Genomic DNA, 15,395 nt, shown 5'->3' on the forward strand with positions numbered 1-15,395 from the left:
CCCAATTCGGGATTTCCAGAGTTCTCCGTTGATATAGCAGTCGTAGCAATCAATCCGATCAGACCTGCGGAGCTCCATCGTGTGAGTCACCTTGCCAAAGTCGTAATCGGTGATCGTGATCGCACGCCGGACAGGTGGCGGCTCCCAGATCTGGCGGGGGAGGCGGAGGCGGTTTTCCGCCTGGACAAGCTGCGACTTCCTGCCCATGGCCGCAAACTTCTCTTGCTGTTGGCGCGCTCGCTTCGTCACTCTATACATCTCTCATACCTTGCACGGTCTTCATATCATCGTGTTATAACGCTTGAATTTTTGGCAGTATCTCGCTCGCAATAACATCGTCGGTTTCGGTATCAAAAGCCGCGCAAAAGGCCGTCTCCAGCTCGATCATGTTTTCCACTGAGCATGTCGCAAAATCTCCATCCTCTGTGCTCACATCGCCGCGCCGTCCGTCTGCCACATCCAGCGCCGCAATTAGCACTGCCTTAATTCTTTCGTTCATTTCAAGTCCTCGCGTTATAACAATTCGTGTAAGCCCGCTTCGCTCGGGACTGCGCACATAACGCGCAGCCCCTTCACTCTGGGTTATGCAACGTCAGTCCTGAACATCCGAACCGACCTGTACCGCACATCAGTCGTCCACATGTCGCAGGTGTCGCAGCCGTGGTATCCCGCAATGCTGCGCTTAATCACTGAGTCGCATTGCTTACAAATTGTCTCCATCTTTACAACCGGGCCGAACCCAACATCTTCAACCCCGGTAAGCTCATCAATAGCGTCCATTTCAGCTCCTGTTGCATAACAATTCGCAGCATCCGACCCTCGCTACGCTCGGTCGGCTGTGCTTGGGGTTATACGCCAGCTTCCGCCCGGCACAATTGGGCGTACCTGGCTAACACGGCGTCTGATTCTTCCCGCCAATCCGACACCTCATTGCGCGCCTGATTGAGCATATCGGCGCCTATTCGGCGAGTGCTGCCGTCTGCATCTGCTGGGTATAAATTTTCTATGTCGGCAATGTCTTGCTCTCTGCTCATGATCTATCTCCAGTCGTATAACAATTCATGGCAGCGGATAAACCGCTGCATATTTCGGTTCAACGGCTACTGAATTTCTTCCAACACCGTCCATAGTTTTCGGACATGCTCTGCACTAACCACCATTCCGTCGTTGGCGGCGTCGTGCCAGTGCAGGGGGTAGCAGCTGGCTTTTGCGAAGGTTTTGCTCATGATTCCTCCCGCTTGAACTCAAGAACCCAAACCCACGGGTTTTTTTCCCATGATCCAAGCCCGTTTATCGATTCCCACAAATTTTCAAACGCACGCTTGGCGGTAGGCCACAGAGTGCATTTTCCATCGTCATCCAGATGCGTATAGCCGTTACAAACTGGGTAGCCATCATCGGGGATGAATGGATAGCAGTTGATACCCTCGGCGCGCGCATCTTCCTCTGTAATGTCCTGTAGCCGCTCGATGCGAACGCCGGTGATTTCCAGAGTGATGCGGCTGGCCCAGCGAGGCATGTGGATTGAGGGGCGCCAACGCCCTGGGGGCGATAATTTCCAGCCCGCTTTGAATATCGCAGCATCGTGATCGTTGCCAGGACGAAAAACCTGATCGACACCATCGCTCATGGCATAGGCGGTGCGTGGCACAATCGCGTGAGTCTCCCGGACCCACAACCGGTCGCCTGGCTGACCGTGCTTGCATACAAGTAGGTTACCGGACCCGTTCAGCGGGCCGATGAGCCCCTGCTGAACGGTGACGGGTTGTGGCGATAAGGCCCGCCGAGTCTGCGTCTTCTGGCCTGACAGAGTGGCCCGCACCATCTCGCCGTTGAATAGAATCGGCCGCTCTTTCATGGCTGGTGCTCCTTCCGCTGGCGACTTTTCGTACTTACCTTCGCAATCAGCTTGGCGGCGGTGCGAGTATCGCTAGGGAGCGTATTTCCGCCCAGCTTGTTAAACACCGCCAAGTTACCTCGGTGTAGCAGCTCGAGGTTATCTAGGCTGCAGTTCATCTTGTCCCCGTCAATGAAGCTCACCACCATACCGTTAGGGACTGGGCCGTGCTCTTGTTCCCAAATCCATACGTGCTTGTGTTTGTACCTGGTGGGGAATCCTGTATGCGGGTCGCGCTCAGGGACTTTCATCAGGATGTAGCCGTCTTTGGTGCAGATTCTCTCGCTCCATAGTGGCTTGCGATTTGGTGGTACATGGCCTTTTTTGAAGCTGGTTGCATTCGGTCCACTTGGCCGAGCACTCGGGTGAGGGATGTTGCCCTTTTTGAACTGCCCGGTTCGGCCAGTTAGCCAACGCTTCCTCTTACACAGGGCGTCAAGATTTGCCTGGCTTACTTCTGGGCGATGGAATTCATCCTGATACACCCGATAACGCTCGGCCCTGGGGAGCGTGCAGTTCTCTTGGATAAACTCAAGCTCTTCGGGGCTGTATTGAATCCACTGGCCTCTCATGACCTTTTCTCCAGCCCCAGCATGTCTGGCGCGGTATTCATGCCGCCGAATTCCTTCTGCGCTTCTAACACCAGCTTTCCATTTGCGATGATCTCTCGGGCAACGCCGGTGACAGCCTTGCTGCGGCTGATTTCTTCTTCCAGCTCGTCGCCTTTTATGCTCTCGTCATTCAGGCGCTCGAGAGCGGCAAACAGATGATTATTCAGGTCGGTCAGTTTGTTCTTCACAGCGTTACTTCCCCTTAAAAATTGCCGTGTTCTCCGTCACCACTTCTAGGCGGTAGAAGCCCCAACTACTCTTGATGGTCTTTCTCATGCAAACCTGCCCAGACTGGCCCGATCACTGACTTTCACCGCATCGCACATCAGGTCAAAGAAATCGCGTCCGCAATGACTGGACAGATCGTGTGAAACCTCGACCAGCTCTTTAAAATAGGCGTGGTGAGTGAATAGCCCGCTCCAGGCTTTGGCGTCCAAATCGTTGAAATGGACCTTGCCTTGCCCATCGCAGCATTGGCATTCGCTTTCTGTTTCGTGCCCACACTCGTCGCACTCCTTGATACATTCGCCTTCACCTTCACACTCAGGGCAGTAGAGAAGGGGGTTGTCGGCGGCCAAGTCGTCAGCCTTCGCTGAACGCCATGTTTCAAAGCTGGCAAACATCACGGCAAGATCCTCCGCGCGGTAGCAAAGCAGGCGAGGGTGGCAATGATCGCCAGCATGAGCACAAGCCAATCAATGCGGCGTTGTGAGACTGGCATGGGGTGCTGCTTGTGGCTATTTCGCCATTGCTGGCGCAGCCGCCTGGTGTGATAACGCGGGCTTTTAGCTGTTATTCTCATGAGACCTCCTTTGTTGCTTTGCCTGGGCGGCTCTGGCTAAGCCGCCTTTCCGTGCGAATTCCTGGCGCTGCTCTGCCGTCCGCTTCTGCTGTGTTGCCAGCCCGCCCAAACGTCCGAGGGCGACTGCTGCAGCGTTCTTTCCCTTAACCACCGATGCGGCTGCTATCTGCTGCTCCTTTTGCTTGGCACGCTCTGCGGCCTGTTTGCAGGCCTTGGAGCAGTATTTCTGCCATGCACGGGCTGGGGCGAATGGCTTGCTGCAGCTTCTGAGTTCGCAGGTTCGCTTAGACATAGGCCTGGCGTACCGGTAGCTGGGCATTAACTTTGCCGATTGGGCGACGTGCTTGATGGCAGCTGCCGATAACGATTTTGCCGCCGCGGCGTAGGTAGTCGGTTGTCTGCTCCTCGATCTGCTTGCGCAGAAGCTCCTTTTGTTCGTTGCGAGTGGGTGTCATTCGGTAGGCTCCAGAAGAACGGTGCGGGCACCGTTGGCAGCCATTTGGCTGACTGTGCCCTCGGCTTCCAACAGTTCGATCAGGTGCGCGGAGCGGTTATAGCCGATGCGCAGACTTCTCTGCAGAAAGCTGACCGACGCTCGATTTGCCTTAGTTACTAAATCGCGGGCATCCGCCAAAAGTGGATCAATGTCGGCAATTGAGGGCTCAGCCTCAGGAGCGCGCTCAGTTGAGTTCCCGGCAGAGGCGAGGGTGGGCGTGGTCAATGGCAACTCGGCTTGCTCTAATCCGCCCAGCGCAGCGGTAATGGCGTTAAACGCGCCTGCCAAGGCGGTGGCGTTCAGTAGCAGCGCGGCCTGTGCTTCCGCCTCAAAATCTTCGATACCTTCCAGCGCCGACTCCACCGCCATGTCGGAAAAGCGGATAGCGCGTAGGGCCAGAGAGCCGGTGAGAATGAACGCAATGGGATCCACCTCTAATCCGAGCTCAACAACCTGGCGGCCGGCCTCCAGGGCATTGCCAATTAAGGGGCTCTGCGGGTCATCGTTCTTGCAGGTTTGTACGGCGCCGCCGTCGGCGAGCTCTTCCAGCTTGCAGTAGTCGCCCACGGTGATCTGGTCAGGCATGCCATTCTGCAGCCAGTCGGTCATTACCCGCTGAGGCGCCAGTTTGGTTGCGATAGGGAGCGCGGGAAGTGAACCCAGTGCCTCCCGCATTGCCACAGTGACGGCTTCCCCCGCCTTTTGCCCGCCATCGACCAAGATCAGGTGATTGGTGTGGTCGATAATGGCGTTTGTGCGACGAAGGGTAGTAAATGCCCGGGGCAGAAACTCAAAGGTGATCTCCTCTTTCAGCTCCTGACGCTCTTTACGGTTCGGTGTGCGATCCTCGCTGCGCTTGATTTGTGCCACCCGGTCTTCCAGCGCGCGTTTGATCACGGTTGGTGGCAACAGCTTCTCTTCGGTCTGCAGGCAGACGATAGTCAGAGACTTATCTGGAGATTGCCCAACTAAGCTGTCAAACCCCCGGGGGGAGACAAAGCCGCTCGATGCCAGCTCTTGCTTGCCGCACGGCTTGAATGCCAAGCGTTCCAAACTTTCACCGGTGATGGATGGCAGTGAGGGAAAGGTAAGTGCGACAGCGCGTTTGAACTGCATCATTCTGCTGTCTCCGTAACGATCTCGGAAATGATGACTCGGTGCTCAGTCTGATTGCCGATATGGTCGTACTGGAAAGCACGCGTGGCGGTGTATTGAATACCAACTTGGCACCAATCGCCCCGGCCATCTTCACCGACACAGATATCCACCTCGCTTTCTGCTGGCACCTCTTGTAAGAGTGCAATCAAGTCAGCTGCTTTCATTGCTATATGGCTCCTTTGCAGAAGTGGCCCGTCCTTGGACCAGTGTTAACGGTTAAGCCACAGAGGGGCCGGTGGGCGATGGCAGTGCCCGCAAACGCCGGGGCAGAGCTATCACTTTGCATTTCGATGCCTTGGGTCGAAGTGCGAGGCCATCGGCACTGGTGCGCACAACTTTGCAGTCGACCGAGTCGGCAAAGGCGGCAAGCTTTTCCAGAGGAATGCTGCGGGGGATATCTACTTTCATCAGGCAATCTCCATATTGAAGCTGGGTAAATGAGGTGCAGAGCTTGCTGGGGCGACCTGCTCCCAGTAATCCTCGCGACCCCGGCGAGAGGCGACCCGACGGCCACCCCCGCGCATTTTCTGAACATCGTTGCTACCAGTGCCGCCCAGCATGAGGGCCAGCACCAGCGCAGCAGTGCCATGCAGTACGCCAGAGACAAATGCTTTGGCGACCATATGGGCCTTGCTGTTGGCGCCAAGGCGGTCACAGCAGGCCAGAAGATGGGCTTTCACTGTGCGCGGCGAGATCCCGAGGATCATGGCGATTTCGTCATTGGTCTTTCCCTCGCCAGACCACAGCGTCACTGCGCACTGTTTTGCAGTGAGCAGGCCTGCGGGGGTGGCTCGAAGCGTCGGGCCGGTGATTTCTGTGAATTCATCCATGCGTCATCTCTCCAAAACGGTGCTCAAACTGCGAGTACAAGACCTTGGGGGAAATCGTTGTGCGCTCAGCAAACGAAAATTCTCGACTGAAGCAACACAGTCGTTCTGTGTGAGTAAAATTAGCAAATGCTATCGAGTCAAGTCAATAGCAAATGCTATTATTTTTGCTGAGTTTATGCGGGGAGTTGCTAAAGTGATGGGGAGGGCATTGTTAGGTGCCTTTACTTGAGGCAAAAAGCCTCGTTTGAAGGTGGTGTTTAGTTGAGCGTGCTGCTGGGTAGGGGGGAAGTAATTGCCACGAGGCTGGGTGCCCCCAGGCCCCGTGGACTTTCTGAAGTCTCAATAAAGGTAGCTGCAAATGACAGCGAGCTTGGTGAGCTCAGCTATCACTTTGCTAACCTCAATTTTGACTTCTATGGTGAGCTTGGCCTTCATGGGCTTGGCCTCATGTGGGGGCTCATCCGGATGAGCTCAGTTTACTGGGCTCAATTTTATATCCCGCCTTGCGAGCGGTTGCAGTTGCCGTTTCTAGAATGTGCCGCTGCGCTAGGCAACTTCTGCCGGTCCTTCTCGGATTATCGGCCTCCTTCTCGGAGGATTGCCCTTAAGCCGCCTTACCAGGGCGACCCCGGAGCGGGTGGCTCCTACGTCGTGGGAGGTTGGCGCTCAGCGCTCCTGAGTTCACGACGTTGATAGAGTATAGCAGACACAAAAAAGCCACCTCTGAAGGCGGCTTGGGGGGGAGGGGCAGAGCTAATCTCGCGCTGTGACGAGTAGTGAGGGACCTTTTATAGTTAGCTCATTATCAATTATCGCTTGGATTTCGATAACTGCGTCTTTCGTGAACTCATGTTCTACTAGCTTGATACTCCCACGGATACTCTCTTTACCAGTAGCATTAAGTTCCGCTATTCCCCGGCTCTCAAGATCAGCGCCCAAATCTGAGGCGCACTCACCATCTACCAGCAACTGGACCTCAAAGCTTGATAGCTCTTCTCCATGGGGGAACTCAAAATAAAATAGCGCAGTGAATGAGCCAATATAGTTTGGGAAATTTGGGAAAATCAGCTGGTCGCCATATGCGCCTAGGACTAGAATTTTACCATTGTCTTCATGTCGTATTTCGTCGCAAAAAATTGCGCCAAATTTGTATGGTTCCATAAATTGTTCCGCTTGGCAGGAGGTTGTTAACCCTGCTGACTCTTCCGTGTTAGCTCGAATGCCTCATTCAGTTCTTCTATTGAGCATTTCAGGACGGCAGCCATTTTTACAGCACGAGAAAGTCCTGGCTCAGCCCCTCCGGATTCGTAGCGCGCGATATAAGGCTGTGTGGTCTGGCATGCCTCTGCTAGTTCCGCCTGTGACAGGCCAGCCTGCAGGCGAAGTCGCTTCAACCCAGTTTCACCGCGGAAATAAGTGTTAAGACTCTTTTTTCTGGCGTTGATCAGGCTATCTTTAAATTTTGTATTTTTTGAGGCAATTTTTTCAATAACACTCGATACGCTGGTGCAATTTGCATGGCCTTTTACGAAGCCTTCAAAATCGACATGGCGTATGTTGCTTTTAATTACAACCTCTTCGCGGTCAACTAAAAGCCTGAGGCCGTTCTGGTCAGAGAATATCCTTGAGTTCTTCAAGTATTCTTTGCGCAATTCCATTTTCTCGGTCATCTCCATAGTCAAACTCCCTCCTGTGGACACAGGCCAGTACTAACGTATACGGCCGCGCTACAAATTGAGAGGCCGGAATCAGTGAGTACACTATCCTGTATTTACTCAACCTCTTGTATATTGGATCTTCGAGACCGTTCAATCGTTCCGGCGGCAACCAAACTTTGAGCCTGAAAATATCAAGGCTAGCGTCTCTAGCGGCTAGCCACCGCTGGATGTCATACTCATCCTCACGCCACTTCTCCTCAAGTAACCTATCCCTTAGCTCAGGGTTGTCGGCCATTTCTTGGAGAACAAACGCTATCTCAGCTGCAACTTCGTGATCGCTTTCTGCGAGCGCCGCCAAATCATTCGCGGCGCTTGGGGTGAATTCGAATGTCGCCATTATATCTATTTAGATATGTTGCGCAATACGTGTACAAATGTACAAGGGTTGGTGGTTTCGCTTATGCATATAGTGATTCCTTTCTCAATTTCATCTTGCTGAACTCGGTTCGACGCCGATTATTTTGCAGGGCTGGTGCCTTTGTGGGGGTCTTTATTCGCCCTTATAAGCCTGTCTCTTTCGCCCTCAAGACGACTTACACCAAGGTTTGCTGCACTAATCTTGGCATTGTATCGCTCGACAACACTACTCATTTCGGCGGAAATGCTCTGTTCCCACTGAGCGCCGGCGAGGTTGTTCTTGGCTAGGTTTTTTTTCTGCCGTAGTTTTTCAAGTTCGATATCCATGCGGCGTTGCAGGCTTCGTATACGCCGATTCTCTGCTGCGATATCGCGCTCGATATCTCGCAGTCTGTTACTCTGCTTGAGCGCTTGAAGGCTGTTGCGGTCTGTTGAGACTGAGCCGATCTCATCAGGAGGGGTAATGGTGGTTTTCTCTGCATCGCGGCCACAGGGCATTTGGCTAAAGATGGGGCGACCGTTTGCATCTATGCATTTGTAGATCTCAGCCGTATAGGCAGGGGTGGCGAGGGCGATCAGGAAAATGTGGGCTGCAATCAGATAACGCATTGAACATCCTTGTAACCGGTAATGCTGAGGTCTAATACAAATGCTTAAAGGTGCGTTGGAAGGTATTTAGCTGCTGAAAAAGCTTGGCCTCATCGGGATCGGCTTGATCGTAGCCAGACACACGAAGAGCCGCGTTCACGCACTCTTTTAATAACCAATGCTTTATGGGTGGTTCTTCAATTTCTAGGTGTTTAATGTCTTGTTGGATGGCGCTGAACTCATCCTCGGTGAGGCCCTGCTTGTGCAGTATTTTTGCCTCTAGCGAGATGTACTTCTGCCTTAGGCTTTCGTGCAGAATACTGGATTTGGCTGTCTCAAAAATCAGATCGAGTGCTTGAACCAGCACGATTGCGGCGGACAACCATATTGAAAATTGAGCGTACTGGCCCATCAATGCCGCGAAGGCTGCGGAGCCGAATACGAGAGACATTACGCCTGTTAATCGATGCCACAGCGAGTAAAAAGCTTGTCGTCGCATGTGGTATCGGATTCCCACTCGAATATTGAACAGGCTTTGAGTGAGGTGCTCTACTGTGTTCTCACATGGGTTGGGCATAGTCTCACCTGATGGGGAGTTGGGTCATTTGCCCTTTTTTGGCGGATTCGCGGGAGGGGCGGAATCAAGCGTAATCCCCTGGACGGATTTATTCAAATCTCTGACGGAGGCGCGATCCCTACCGCGGTTGCTCGCCTTGTCGCCACTTTGCTGCCTATTGCCATCTTTCTTTTTATCGGTCATGACTGCCTCGTCGTTGTGTTGCGTACTTATTTTTGAGATCTGCCTGGCGACCAGCTTCGCACTGGCTAAATCCATTGCCGGTGCAAAGGAGCAAGGCCGAGAAGGTTCGCATGGTCTTCTGGGGGAGGGTGCTACAGGTGCCTACTGATTCCATTCCTCGTTCCCTAATTTCCTTATAGTCCGGGAAAAACTTGCCATCGGCAAAAAATTAACCTTATAAAACAATGAGTTGCTGTGTTATGGCTTTGCTGATACCCTCCATCTATCAAGTGCTTTGTTGGTTGGGTGCCCTTGTCTTGCTGTATGCTTATACAGTATTCTTTTTGGCCTCGGCGATACAAACAAGCAATCTGCGGAAACCGTCGAGAGTGGGCGCGGTTATGGAAAACAAGAAGACTATTGCAGAGGCAGTTGCGGGACTTTCTTTCAGAGACCGCTTGGTGCTCGCCTATTTCTCTGAGAGGCTTAAATGCTCCTCGACACCTTCCGCAACAGGTCAGTTTTCCCCTCCGGCGACATCCAGTCCAGAGAAGCTTCCACCATGCTGACGATCGCTGTTTCTGACATTGAGTCTATGTCCAGCTCAGGATTTACATCCAAGGCCCCGATGGGCAGCCCGCAATATAGCTCTATTTTCCGAGCAGCTTTTTCTCCGAATGTGCGATGCCTGTTTCTCAGCTGGGATATGTAGCTTGCGTCTAAGCCATGCTCGCGCGCGTAATCAGCGTTAGTCCTCTCGCCAATAAGTTGCTCCAGGTTCGACAGTCTTGTCGCCTGTATCTTCGCAATGAGCTTGTCTACTTGATCGTCATCCATAGCTTAATTGTCCAGTGCCGATAGCAAACAGTACATTGACATATGCTATTGACCTCGCTCGATAGCGTTTGCTAATCTTTCATCATGAAATCAGACATCGAACATCCCATTTGGCTTGCCATACGTTGGTTTGGATCCCAGCGAGCCCTTGCTGACAAGCTTGGAGTCCATCCCTCGATGATTAGCCAGATTGCAAGCGATCGCAGAAAGATGCCGATCTCCATGTGCCGTGACATTGAGTTGTTGTCTGACGGGCAAATCACTCGTGAGCAGCTGCGCCCCGATATCTTCGGCGATCCATCAAACAAAACCGGTACGGCTGCTTGACAGTTGTATTGAACCTGAAACGGCGGGGGTGGGTAAGTTGCCCGATTGGACATGTATACACATACAGGCACCCGAAATAAGTGAGATAAGGGGGTTGCTGTGAAGTTTTTCACCTGGCGCAGCGCGATATTGGATTCAGATCTGGCCTCGACCACGAAGCTGGTGCTGCTGGTTATCTCAACCTACATGGATGATCACGGGGGTGGGGCGTTCCCTTCCACGCTGACGATTTCTGAGAAAGCCGGGTTGAGCGAGCGGGCGGTGTGTACGCACATCGAGAAGGCACGTGAGGCTGGGTTTATTACCTCCCACAAAGAGAAAAAGCGCGGCAGGGACTGGGCCAGGAATTCTTATCGTATCGCTTTTCCAGATAAGCCAGGCACTGAACCTGATTCAGTAGCTGAATCTGATGCGCAAAATTCTGAAGGCACTGAACCTGATTCAGTGCCTTGTTCGCAAGCTCCTGAAACCCAAGCAGTTCGGGGCCTCCAGGGCCAAGAAAATGAGGCACTGAACGACGTTCAGTACCAAAAACGAGGCACTGAACCTCATGCACGAGGCACTGAACCTCATGCACGAGGCACTGAACGACGTTCAGTCTATCTCTCCAAAGAACTCTCCAAGGAACTCTCCAGTAAAACCCCAGCATCAACAACATTGCCGCGCGAGGCGTTTGCGATGCATCCGGACTGGATGCCCGAGATCAATCGGTTCGAGGAGCTGATGACCCTGCGCGGAATCACTCGCGAGATGTTTTCGCTGGAAGCGCTACATGAGTTCGTCGGGTTCTGGGTGGCTGATGGCCGCGTGTTTCGGCAGGAGCAGTGGGAACACAAGCTCGCCAGTTCGCTGATTGAGTACGAGGCCAAGCGGAAGCGTCGTGAGGTGCAGCGGGGAACCCCGTCTGCGTTTGGTGAGACCTATGCGGCACGGCAGGCCGGGGGCGCCCATGTTGATTCCTGAGCGGATGACGCCTGGCCACATGGCTCGCTTGATGGAGCTGCTGGCGGTGATGGGCGATTCGGCACTCAGCATTGCGGCAATACACATGGGTGTTTCGGTATTGCGAGTACGCGACTGGATTGCGGCGGCTGAGCGAGATGGCTTGCTGGCGTGGGGAGCAACTAGGACGACGGGGGTGGAAACTGATTTGGTGGAGGTAGGCTGTGGCGGCTTGTAAGCAGATTGAGGGCGCGTGGGGTGATCAGGTAGGCGGTGGTCACTACAAGGGAGCGAAAATTCAGCCAGCGCATTTTTGGATGGCGAATCAGTTGCCCGGCGCAGAGAGCGCGGTGCTCAAGTACGTTTTTCGCTGGCAGAGCAAGGACGGGGTCAAGGATTTGAAGAAGTGCCGGCATTTCATCCAGCTGATGATTGACGCGTATTTCGGGCCGTCGGCCTTTGCGGCGCCGCGGGTCGCCTGTGCTGACTTCGAGTGGGTAATCACCCCAGAGACCTTCTGTCGTGAAAACGGCCTGGATGACGCCGCCAGCATGGTGATTAGTCTGGTATGTCACTGTGAGAGTGAGCGGGCGCTGCTGCAGGCGATCAGAACGATCAATTTGATGATTGATGCGGTGATGAGTAAGCAGGGTGATGATGGCCTCCCGGCCGTTGCGGTTGCTGACAATGCGACGCTGCGAGCGCAGCAGGCGATCTATGTGGCGATCAACCGCCTGGAGGACTACGACTCAACGCTGCGGAATCCGGCGCTGTTGGACGAGGCTTATCAGGAATACGCTCTGGAACGCCTGGGCAAGACGTTGGCATTTCTTCGGGCAGAGGCTCGGGCATGACGCTTGTCGGTCGGGCGCCGACACGCGAAGAGCGCTTGTGGATGGATCGCATGGTGCAGGTGGGCTGCATTGTTTGCCGTCTTTACAAGAAAGTGTACACCCCCGCCGAAGTGCATCACCTGGAAGGGAAGGTTAAGCCGAATGCGCATTTGCTTACCTTGCCGCTTTGTCCCTGTCATCACCGCCTTCCCGGTAAAGCCTGGGTAAGCCGGGCCGATGGCAAGAAGGTGTTTGAGGCTGAATTTATGCCTGAACTTGATCTACTGGAGATCACGCAGGCATTGGTAGAAGAAATGGTTTTGCGGGGGTATCTGGTGTGACGGTAGTAGTGGGGATTGATCCGGATGCGAACAAGCATGGCGTGGCGATCTACCAGGACGGCAAGCTGGTGGCTTTGGAGATGTTGACGGCGATCGAGATTATTGAGCGTCACACCGAGGGCGCGCGTTACAGCATCGAGGATGTGCTGGTCAACAAGTTTGTATACGCCCGGAACCGCCATGCCAGTGTGTCGGCGCAGAGCAAGATTGCGATGCAGGTTGGCCGGGTACAGCAGGCGCAGGAGGAACTGGTTCGGCTCCTGAAGCATTACGGTGCAGATGTGGTATTCCAGCGGCCGCAGAAAGGGAACTGGGCAAAGCACAAGTCGATGTTTGAGAAGGTGACGGGGTGGACTGGCCGGAGTAATGAAGATACGCGGTCGGCAGCTTATTTTGGGTGGTTGGCCCTGTGATGGGACTGAATGGCGAGGGTGGCATGAGCACTGTAAAGAAACTCGATACCGACTACAGCGAATACCTCGGCTTTCTCCGGTTTGTACTCAGCGTGACAGAGCGGGGAGGTAGCAATGGTCTAGCGGACTGGATCAACACAAAGCCCAAAGCTGGCGTCCGTAATGCATCGTGGTGGGGTAAGTCTGGCGAGCATTGTGTTCATGCGGTCGCGACGCGCAAGGGGAGTGGTAGTGACATTCCGCTGGACGAGGTCGACTTTATGAAGGCCCGATATGTTCAGGTGATCAACGATCTGCCAGCCCCATTCCCCGACCAAATTCGAGGACGCTGCAGCTCCAGCCCGAGTGTTTGGCAGATATTTTCGATCATTAACCCGGTTCTTGATTCCTATCGCGAGACGGTGCCGAAGGCGCGTGCTGCGGCGATGCTGAACTTTGAGCTCCGGGGGTGGGATGAGAGCCGTCAGGGGCCGAAGCCACATGTGCGTGAGCTGTTTGGTCACTCGAAGGACACCTGGCCGGATGCCAAGGAACGTAAGGCGTGGGATGAGGTGAACCGCAAGCTTCGGGAATTACTAAAGCCAGCCATAGCGGCGTGGGTGGCTGAGTGTGAGAAGCGCGGATTGGAGATGTAGTTGAGACGAAATGCTACCTAGTAACCCTAGCGCCCAAGTTTACTCACTTCACGTATGCCAAACTATGCGAAGTAAAATAGCCCTATCCCATATTCTATAAATCACTGCTTTCCTCTAACTGCTTTGCTAAGTTCGCGTATCCGACCTAATAAAAAGTACCAAACCCAAGGGATTGATGAGACGGACAGAACAAGTATGACAGCCAACGTAACTGGTTCTTTGATGCCCCATATCACCTTTTGTGTTGATACTATTTCAGCTTGAATGCCGATGTATGGCTCGGATTCTTTCTCATCCAGAAAAAGATCGAGAGGGCTGCAGATAGGCACGCCGTTGAAGCGTCCGCCGCTTTGCATTTCGCAGTCGTTTACTTGATCTCGTAGTTTGGATTCTTGATAGCTGAAATATGCAGCCCCAATCAGCCAAATCAAAGCCGACAAGAAGACGCCTATGAAGAGTATTTTGTTGTGGATTGGCGATTCGTGCATGGATATGCCTACTGGTATTTTATTTCAGGCTTAGCCTTACTTATGGTTGCTTGTCGGCGATGGTGATTCGTGCTTATCTGTCTTAAGAGCATCGGTTGAATCTTTTCCCATAACAAGCCGATCAGGCGATTAAGCTGTTCATCTGTTAGTTGATCACCTTCCTTTGCCCCGCTATTAGCAAACGCATAGGCTACTGCCTCAGATATGACTCTCTCTTTTTCCAGCTCATGCTGAGCGACCATAGCCGGATGAATAACAGCTACCAACGCATCTTTAATCTCAGCATCACTCCATTTCTTGCCCTCGTAAGCATCGTCAATTTCACGAGAAGTTAAATTTAAATCAATGACTAAATTGAGTTCTTTCCCGGTGGTAGGATCAAGAGAATATGTCGCGGAAAATGCATCGCCAGCATAAGTTGACGATAGGCACATAACTACACGCATCACCCCAAAATACTCTAAGTAGGCCCTAATAAGGCCGTTCTCGGGACAACCAGTTACGTGAATACAGTGAAAAGGAACCCCTTCAGGCCGGTTTTTTACCAGATCTTTCTCATAATAGAACCCATAGCAAGGATCATCGGTATCTCCAGTCAAAAACTTGATCGCAAGGTCTGCGTGTCTGGGATTGACCTCATTTGCCGATAGCAATGCGACTACTGATTTTACTAGTGACCGGCCCTCCTCAGTTCCGCCAAATGATATATCAACAATAATCGGATCATCAGGGTATTTGGAGGTATTCTTTGCCCCCTGGAGGCATTCTTCAATGTCCAGTTGTGAGTATTTTCGGGCCAGACCTCGCAACATTTTCCTTGCTTCTCTCATATCTCGTGCTGAGATATCGAATTTAATGCCTACTTTATCTTCTTCTCTTCTGAAAATCGGCCTTGGTATGGAAAGTGTCCCGTCAGCATTGAGAGTAAGGGCTTTACCGCCAGAGGTCTGAAAATTTTGCGATGGTACCTTTCCTCGTTGCCTGTTTATCCTGAAAATTAGACTTAAGGCATTTAGTTGACGTGCGAGCGCAGCCTCCCATGTATCGCCTGATGACGCATTACACTTTGCGCAAAGAAAGCCCGAAGTGGTCTTTCTACCGCCAATGGCATTTGGGATTATGTGTTCTTGTGAATCTATCTCTGGCGAAATATGCACCTCACAAAGCATACATTGAGGGGGGGCTCTATCGATCACTTAATCACCTCGATTTGGGATGTTAGAATTTTTGGTATCGATTAGCTTCTCAGGCAGATATTGCCAGTTTTCCATAGACGGGTTCGAATCTTCCAGTTTTAATTAATCTCACGAAATTACCTAAACCCGCCGCGAGCGGGTTTTTTTGTGTCCTATGATTGCGCCCTCAGGCTCTCTTCTCTTGCCC

General features: G+C 52.9%; 29 protein-coding genes. 7 read left to right on the forward strand and 22 right to left on the reverse strand.

Annotated features, from left to right (window positions below; translation table 11 throughout):
• Positions 1–292 precede the first annotated feature (292 nt).
• From B3K78_RS01495 to B3K78_RS01590, 20 genes are all read right to left on the reverse strand, one after another.
• Positions 293–499, reverse strand: a complete 207-nt coding sequence (locus tag B3K78_RS01495; RefSeq protein WP_286694036.1) for a hypothetical protein — start codon at positions 497–499, stop codon at positions 293–295.
• 349 nt (positions 500–848) lie between these two features.
• Complete coding sequence (locus B3K78_RS01500) at positions 849–1,034, reverse strand: Rieske (2Fe-2S) protein (RefSeq protein ID WP_286694037.1); 186 nt, start codon at positions 1,032–1,034, stop codon at positions 849–851.
• A gap of 66 nt (positions 1,035–1,100) precedes the next feature.
• Positions 1,101–1,226 (reverse strand): hypothetical protein, encoded by a 126-nt coding sequence (locus tag B3K78_RS01505; RefSeq protein ID WP_286694038.1) that lies wholly within the window; start codon positions 1,224–1,226, stop codon positions 1,101–1,103.
• Positions 1,223–1,858, reverse strand: a complete 636-nt coding sequence (locus tag B3K78_RS01510; RefSeq protein ID WP_286694039.1) for an ASCH domain-containing protein — start codon at positions 1,856–1,858, stop codon at positions 1,223–1,225. The genes B3K78_RS01505 and B3K78_RS01510 overlap by 4 nt, the downstream gene beginning before the upstream one ends.
• The gene (locus B3K78_RS01515; protein ID WP_286694040.1) at positions 1,855–2,469 is read right to left on the reverse strand and encodes an HNH endonuclease signature motif containing protein; all 615 of its coding nucleotides are present in this window, start codon (positions 2,467–2,469) and stop codon (positions 1,855–1,857) included. The genes B3K78_RS01510 and B3K78_RS01515 overlap by 4 nt, the downstream gene beginning before the upstream one ends.
• Positions 2,466–2,696 carry a hypothetical protein gene (locus tag B3K78_RS01520; RefSeq protein ID WP_286694041.1) on the reverse strand — a complete coding sequence of 77 codons (231 nt, stop codon included), beginning with the start codon at positions 2,694–2,696 and terminating at the stop codon, positions 2,466–2,468. Before B3K78_RS01520 ends, B3K78_RS01515 begins: the two co-directional genes overlap by 4 nt.
• An 84-nt stretch (positions 2,697–2,780) precedes the next feature.
• The gene (locus B3K78_RS01525) at positions 2,781–3,131 is read right to left on the reverse strand and encodes a hypothetical protein (protein ID WP_286694042.1); all 351 of its coding nucleotides are present in this window, start codon (positions 3,129–3,131) and stop codon (positions 2,781–2,783) included.
• Positions 3,131–3,310: a hypothetical protein gene (locus B3K78_RS01530; protein WP_286694043.1), complete on the reverse strand. Its 180-nt coding sequence runs from the start codon at positions 3,308–3,310 to the stop codon at positions 3,131–3,133. Before B3K78_RS01530 ends, B3K78_RS01525 begins: the two co-directional genes overlap by 1 nt.
• A gap of 284 nt (positions 3,311–3,594) precedes the next feature.
• Positions 3,595–3,765, reverse strand: coding sequence for a hypothetical protein (locus tag B3K78_RS01535; RefSeq protein WP_286694044.1), 171 nt, complete (start codon positions 3,763–3,765; stop codon positions 3,595–3,597).
• The gene (gene rdgC / locus B3K78_RS01540; protein ID WP_286694045.1) at positions 3,762–4,925 is read right to left on the reverse strand and encodes a recombination-associated protein RdgC; all 1,164 of its coding nucleotides are present in this window, start codon (positions 4,923–4,925) and stop codon (positions 3,762–3,764) included. Before rdgC ends, B3K78_RS01535 begins: the two co-directional genes overlap by 4 nt.
• On the reverse strand, positions 4,922–5,128 hold the full coding sequence (locus B3K78_RS01545; RefSeq protein WP_286694046.1) for a hypothetical protein: 207 nt from the start codon (positions 5,126–5,128) through the stop codon (positions 4,922–4,924). The genes rdgC and B3K78_RS01545 overlap by 4 nt, the downstream gene beginning before the upstream one ends.
• Positions 5,129–5,180: 52 nt before the next feature.
• Entirely contained in the window at positions 5,181–5,372 is a 192-nt protein-coding gene (locus B3K78_RS01550) for a hypothetical protein (protein WP_286694047.1), read from the reverse strand.
• Positions 5,372–5,794 (reverse strand): helix-turn-helix domain-containing protein, encoded by a 423-nt coding sequence (locus tag B3K78_RS01555; protein WP_286694048.1) that lies wholly within the window; start codon positions 5,792–5,794, stop codon positions 5,372–5,374. Before B3K78_RS01555 ends, B3K78_RS01550 begins: the two co-directional genes overlap by 1 nt.
• A 753-nt stretch (positions 5,795–6,547) precedes the next feature.
• The gene (locus tag B3K78_RS01560) at positions 6,548–6,955 is read right to left on the reverse strand and encodes a DUF6941 family protein (RefSeq protein WP_286694049.1); all 408 of its coding nucleotides are present in this window, start codon (positions 6,953–6,955) and stop codon (positions 6,548–6,550) included.
• A 26-nt stretch (positions 6,956–6,981) separates the two neighbouring features.
• On the reverse strand, positions 6,982–7,470 hold the full coding sequence (gene relB / locus B3K78_RS01565; protein ID WP_286694050.1) for a type II toxin-antitoxin system RelB family anti-toxin: 489 nt from the start codon (positions 7,468–7,470) through the stop codon (positions 6,982–6,984).
• Positions 7,406–7,849 carry a type II toxin-antitoxin system RelE family toxin gene (locus B3K78_RS01570; protein WP_286694051.1) on the reverse strand — a complete coding sequence of 148 codons (444 nt, stop codon included), beginning with the start codon at positions 7,847–7,849 and terminating at the stop codon, positions 7,406–7,408. Before B3K78_RS01570 ends, relB begins: the two co-directional genes overlap by 65 nt.
• Before the next feature lie 119 nt (positions 7,850–7,968).
• Positions 7,969–8,478 carry a DUF4124 domain-containing protein gene (locus B3K78_RS01575; protein WP_286694052.1) on the reverse strand — a complete coding sequence of 170 codons (510 nt, stop codon included), beginning with the start codon at positions 8,476–8,478 and terminating at the stop codon, positions 7,969–7,971.
• A 31-nt stretch (positions 8,479–8,509) separates the two neighbouring features.
• Positions 8,510–9,034, reverse strand: a complete 525-nt coding sequence (locus tag B3K78_RS01580; protein WP_286694053.1) for a hypothetical protein — start codon at positions 9,032–9,034, stop codon at positions 8,510–8,512.
• A 24-nt stretch (positions 9,035–9,058) separates the two neighbouring features.
• The gene (locus B3K78_RS01585) at positions 9,059–9,292 is read right to left on the reverse strand and encodes a hypothetical protein (RefSeq protein ID WP_286694054.1); all 234 of its coding nucleotides are present in this window, start codon (positions 9,290–9,292) and stop codon (positions 9,059–9,061) included.
• Between the two features lie 390 nt (positions 9,293–9,682).
• Positions 9,683–10,033: a hypothetical protein gene (locus B3K78_RS01590; protein ID WP_286694055.1), complete on the reverse strand. Its 351-nt coding sequence runs from the start codon at positions 10,031–10,033 to the stop codon at positions 9,683–9,685.
• An 84-nt stretch (positions 10,034–10,117) separates the two neighbouring features.
• Here B3K78_RS01590 and B3K78_RS01595 point away from each other — a divergent pair, with 84 nt between their 5' ends.
• The 7 genes from B3K78_RS01595 to B3K78_RS01625 all read left to right on the forward strand — a co-directional run bounded on the left by B3K78_RS01595 (position 10,118) and on the right by B3K78_RS01625 (position 13,524).
• Complete coding sequence (locus B3K78_RS01595) at positions 10,118–10,360, forward strand: transcriptional regulator (protein WP_286694056.1); 243 nt, start codon at positions 10,118–10,120, stop codon at positions 10,358–10,360.
• A gap of 99 nt (positions 10,361–10,459) precedes the next feature.
• Positions 10,460–11,323: a DnaT-like ssDNA-binding domain-containing protein gene (locus B3K78_RS01600; RefSeq protein WP_286694057.1), complete on the forward strand. Its 864-nt coding sequence runs from the start codon at positions 10,460–10,462 to the stop codon at positions 11,321–11,323.
• Positions 11,310–11,540 carry a hypothetical protein gene (locus B3K78_RS01605; RefSeq protein WP_286694058.1) on the forward strand — a complete coding sequence of 77 codons (231 nt, stop codon included), beginning with the start codon at positions 11,310–11,312 and terminating at the stop codon, positions 11,538–11,540. Before B3K78_RS01600 ends, B3K78_RS01605 begins: the two co-directional genes overlap by 14 nt.
• Positions 11,527–12,156: a DUF3310 domain-containing protein gene (locus B3K78_RS01610; RefSeq protein ID WP_286694059.1), complete on the forward strand. Its 630-nt coding sequence runs from the start codon at positions 11,527–11,529 to the stop codon at positions 12,154–12,156. The genes B3K78_RS01605 and B3K78_RS01610 overlap by 14 nt, the downstream gene beginning before the upstream one ends.
• Positions 12,153–12,476 carry a Ref family recombination enhancement nuclease gene (locus tag B3K78_RS01615; RefSeq protein WP_286694060.1) on the forward strand — a complete coding sequence of 108 codons (324 nt, stop codon included), beginning with the start codon at positions 12,153–12,155 and terminating at the stop codon, positions 12,474–12,476. The genes B3K78_RS01610 and B3K78_RS01615 overlap by 4 nt, the downstream gene beginning before the upstream one ends.
• Positions 12,473–12,889: a hypothetical protein gene (locus B3K78_RS01620; RefSeq protein ID WP_286694061.1), complete on the forward strand. Its 417-nt coding sequence runs from the start codon at positions 12,473–12,475 to the stop codon at positions 12,887–12,889. The genes B3K78_RS01615 and B3K78_RS01620 overlap by 4 nt, the downstream gene beginning before the upstream one ends.
• A gap of 23 nt (positions 12,890–12,912) precedes the next feature.
• Entirely contained in the window at positions 12,913–13,524 is a 612-nt protein-coding gene (locus tag B3K78_RS01625) for a hypothetical protein (RefSeq protein WP_286694062.1), read from the forward strand.
• Between the two features lie 101 nt (positions 13,525–13,625).
• Here the strand turns inward: B3K78_RS01625 and B3K78_RS01630 are convergent, their stop codons facing one another.
• Both B3K78_RS01630 and B3K78_RS01635 read right to left on the reverse strand, forming a co-directional pair.
• Complete coding sequence (locus B3K78_RS01630; protein WP_286694063.1) at positions 13,626–14,012, reverse strand: hypothetical protein; 387 nt, start codon at positions 14,010–14,012, stop codon at positions 13,626–13,628.
• A gap of 8 nt (positions 14,013–14,020) precedes the next feature.
• Positions 14,021–15,208, reverse strand: coding sequence for an HNH endonuclease (locus B3K78_RS01635; protein ID WP_286694064.1), 1,188 nt, complete (start codon positions 15,206–15,208; stop codon positions 14,021–14,023).
• Positions 15,209–15,395 lie beyond the last annotated feature (187 nt).

This window comes from Spongiibacter sp. UBA1325 (genome assembly GCF_002306875.1).
In the GTDB taxonomy this organism is placed as follows: domain Bacteria; phylum Pseudomonadota; class Gammaproteobacteria; order Pseudomonadales; family Spongiibacteraceae; genus Spongiibacter; species Spongiibacter marinus.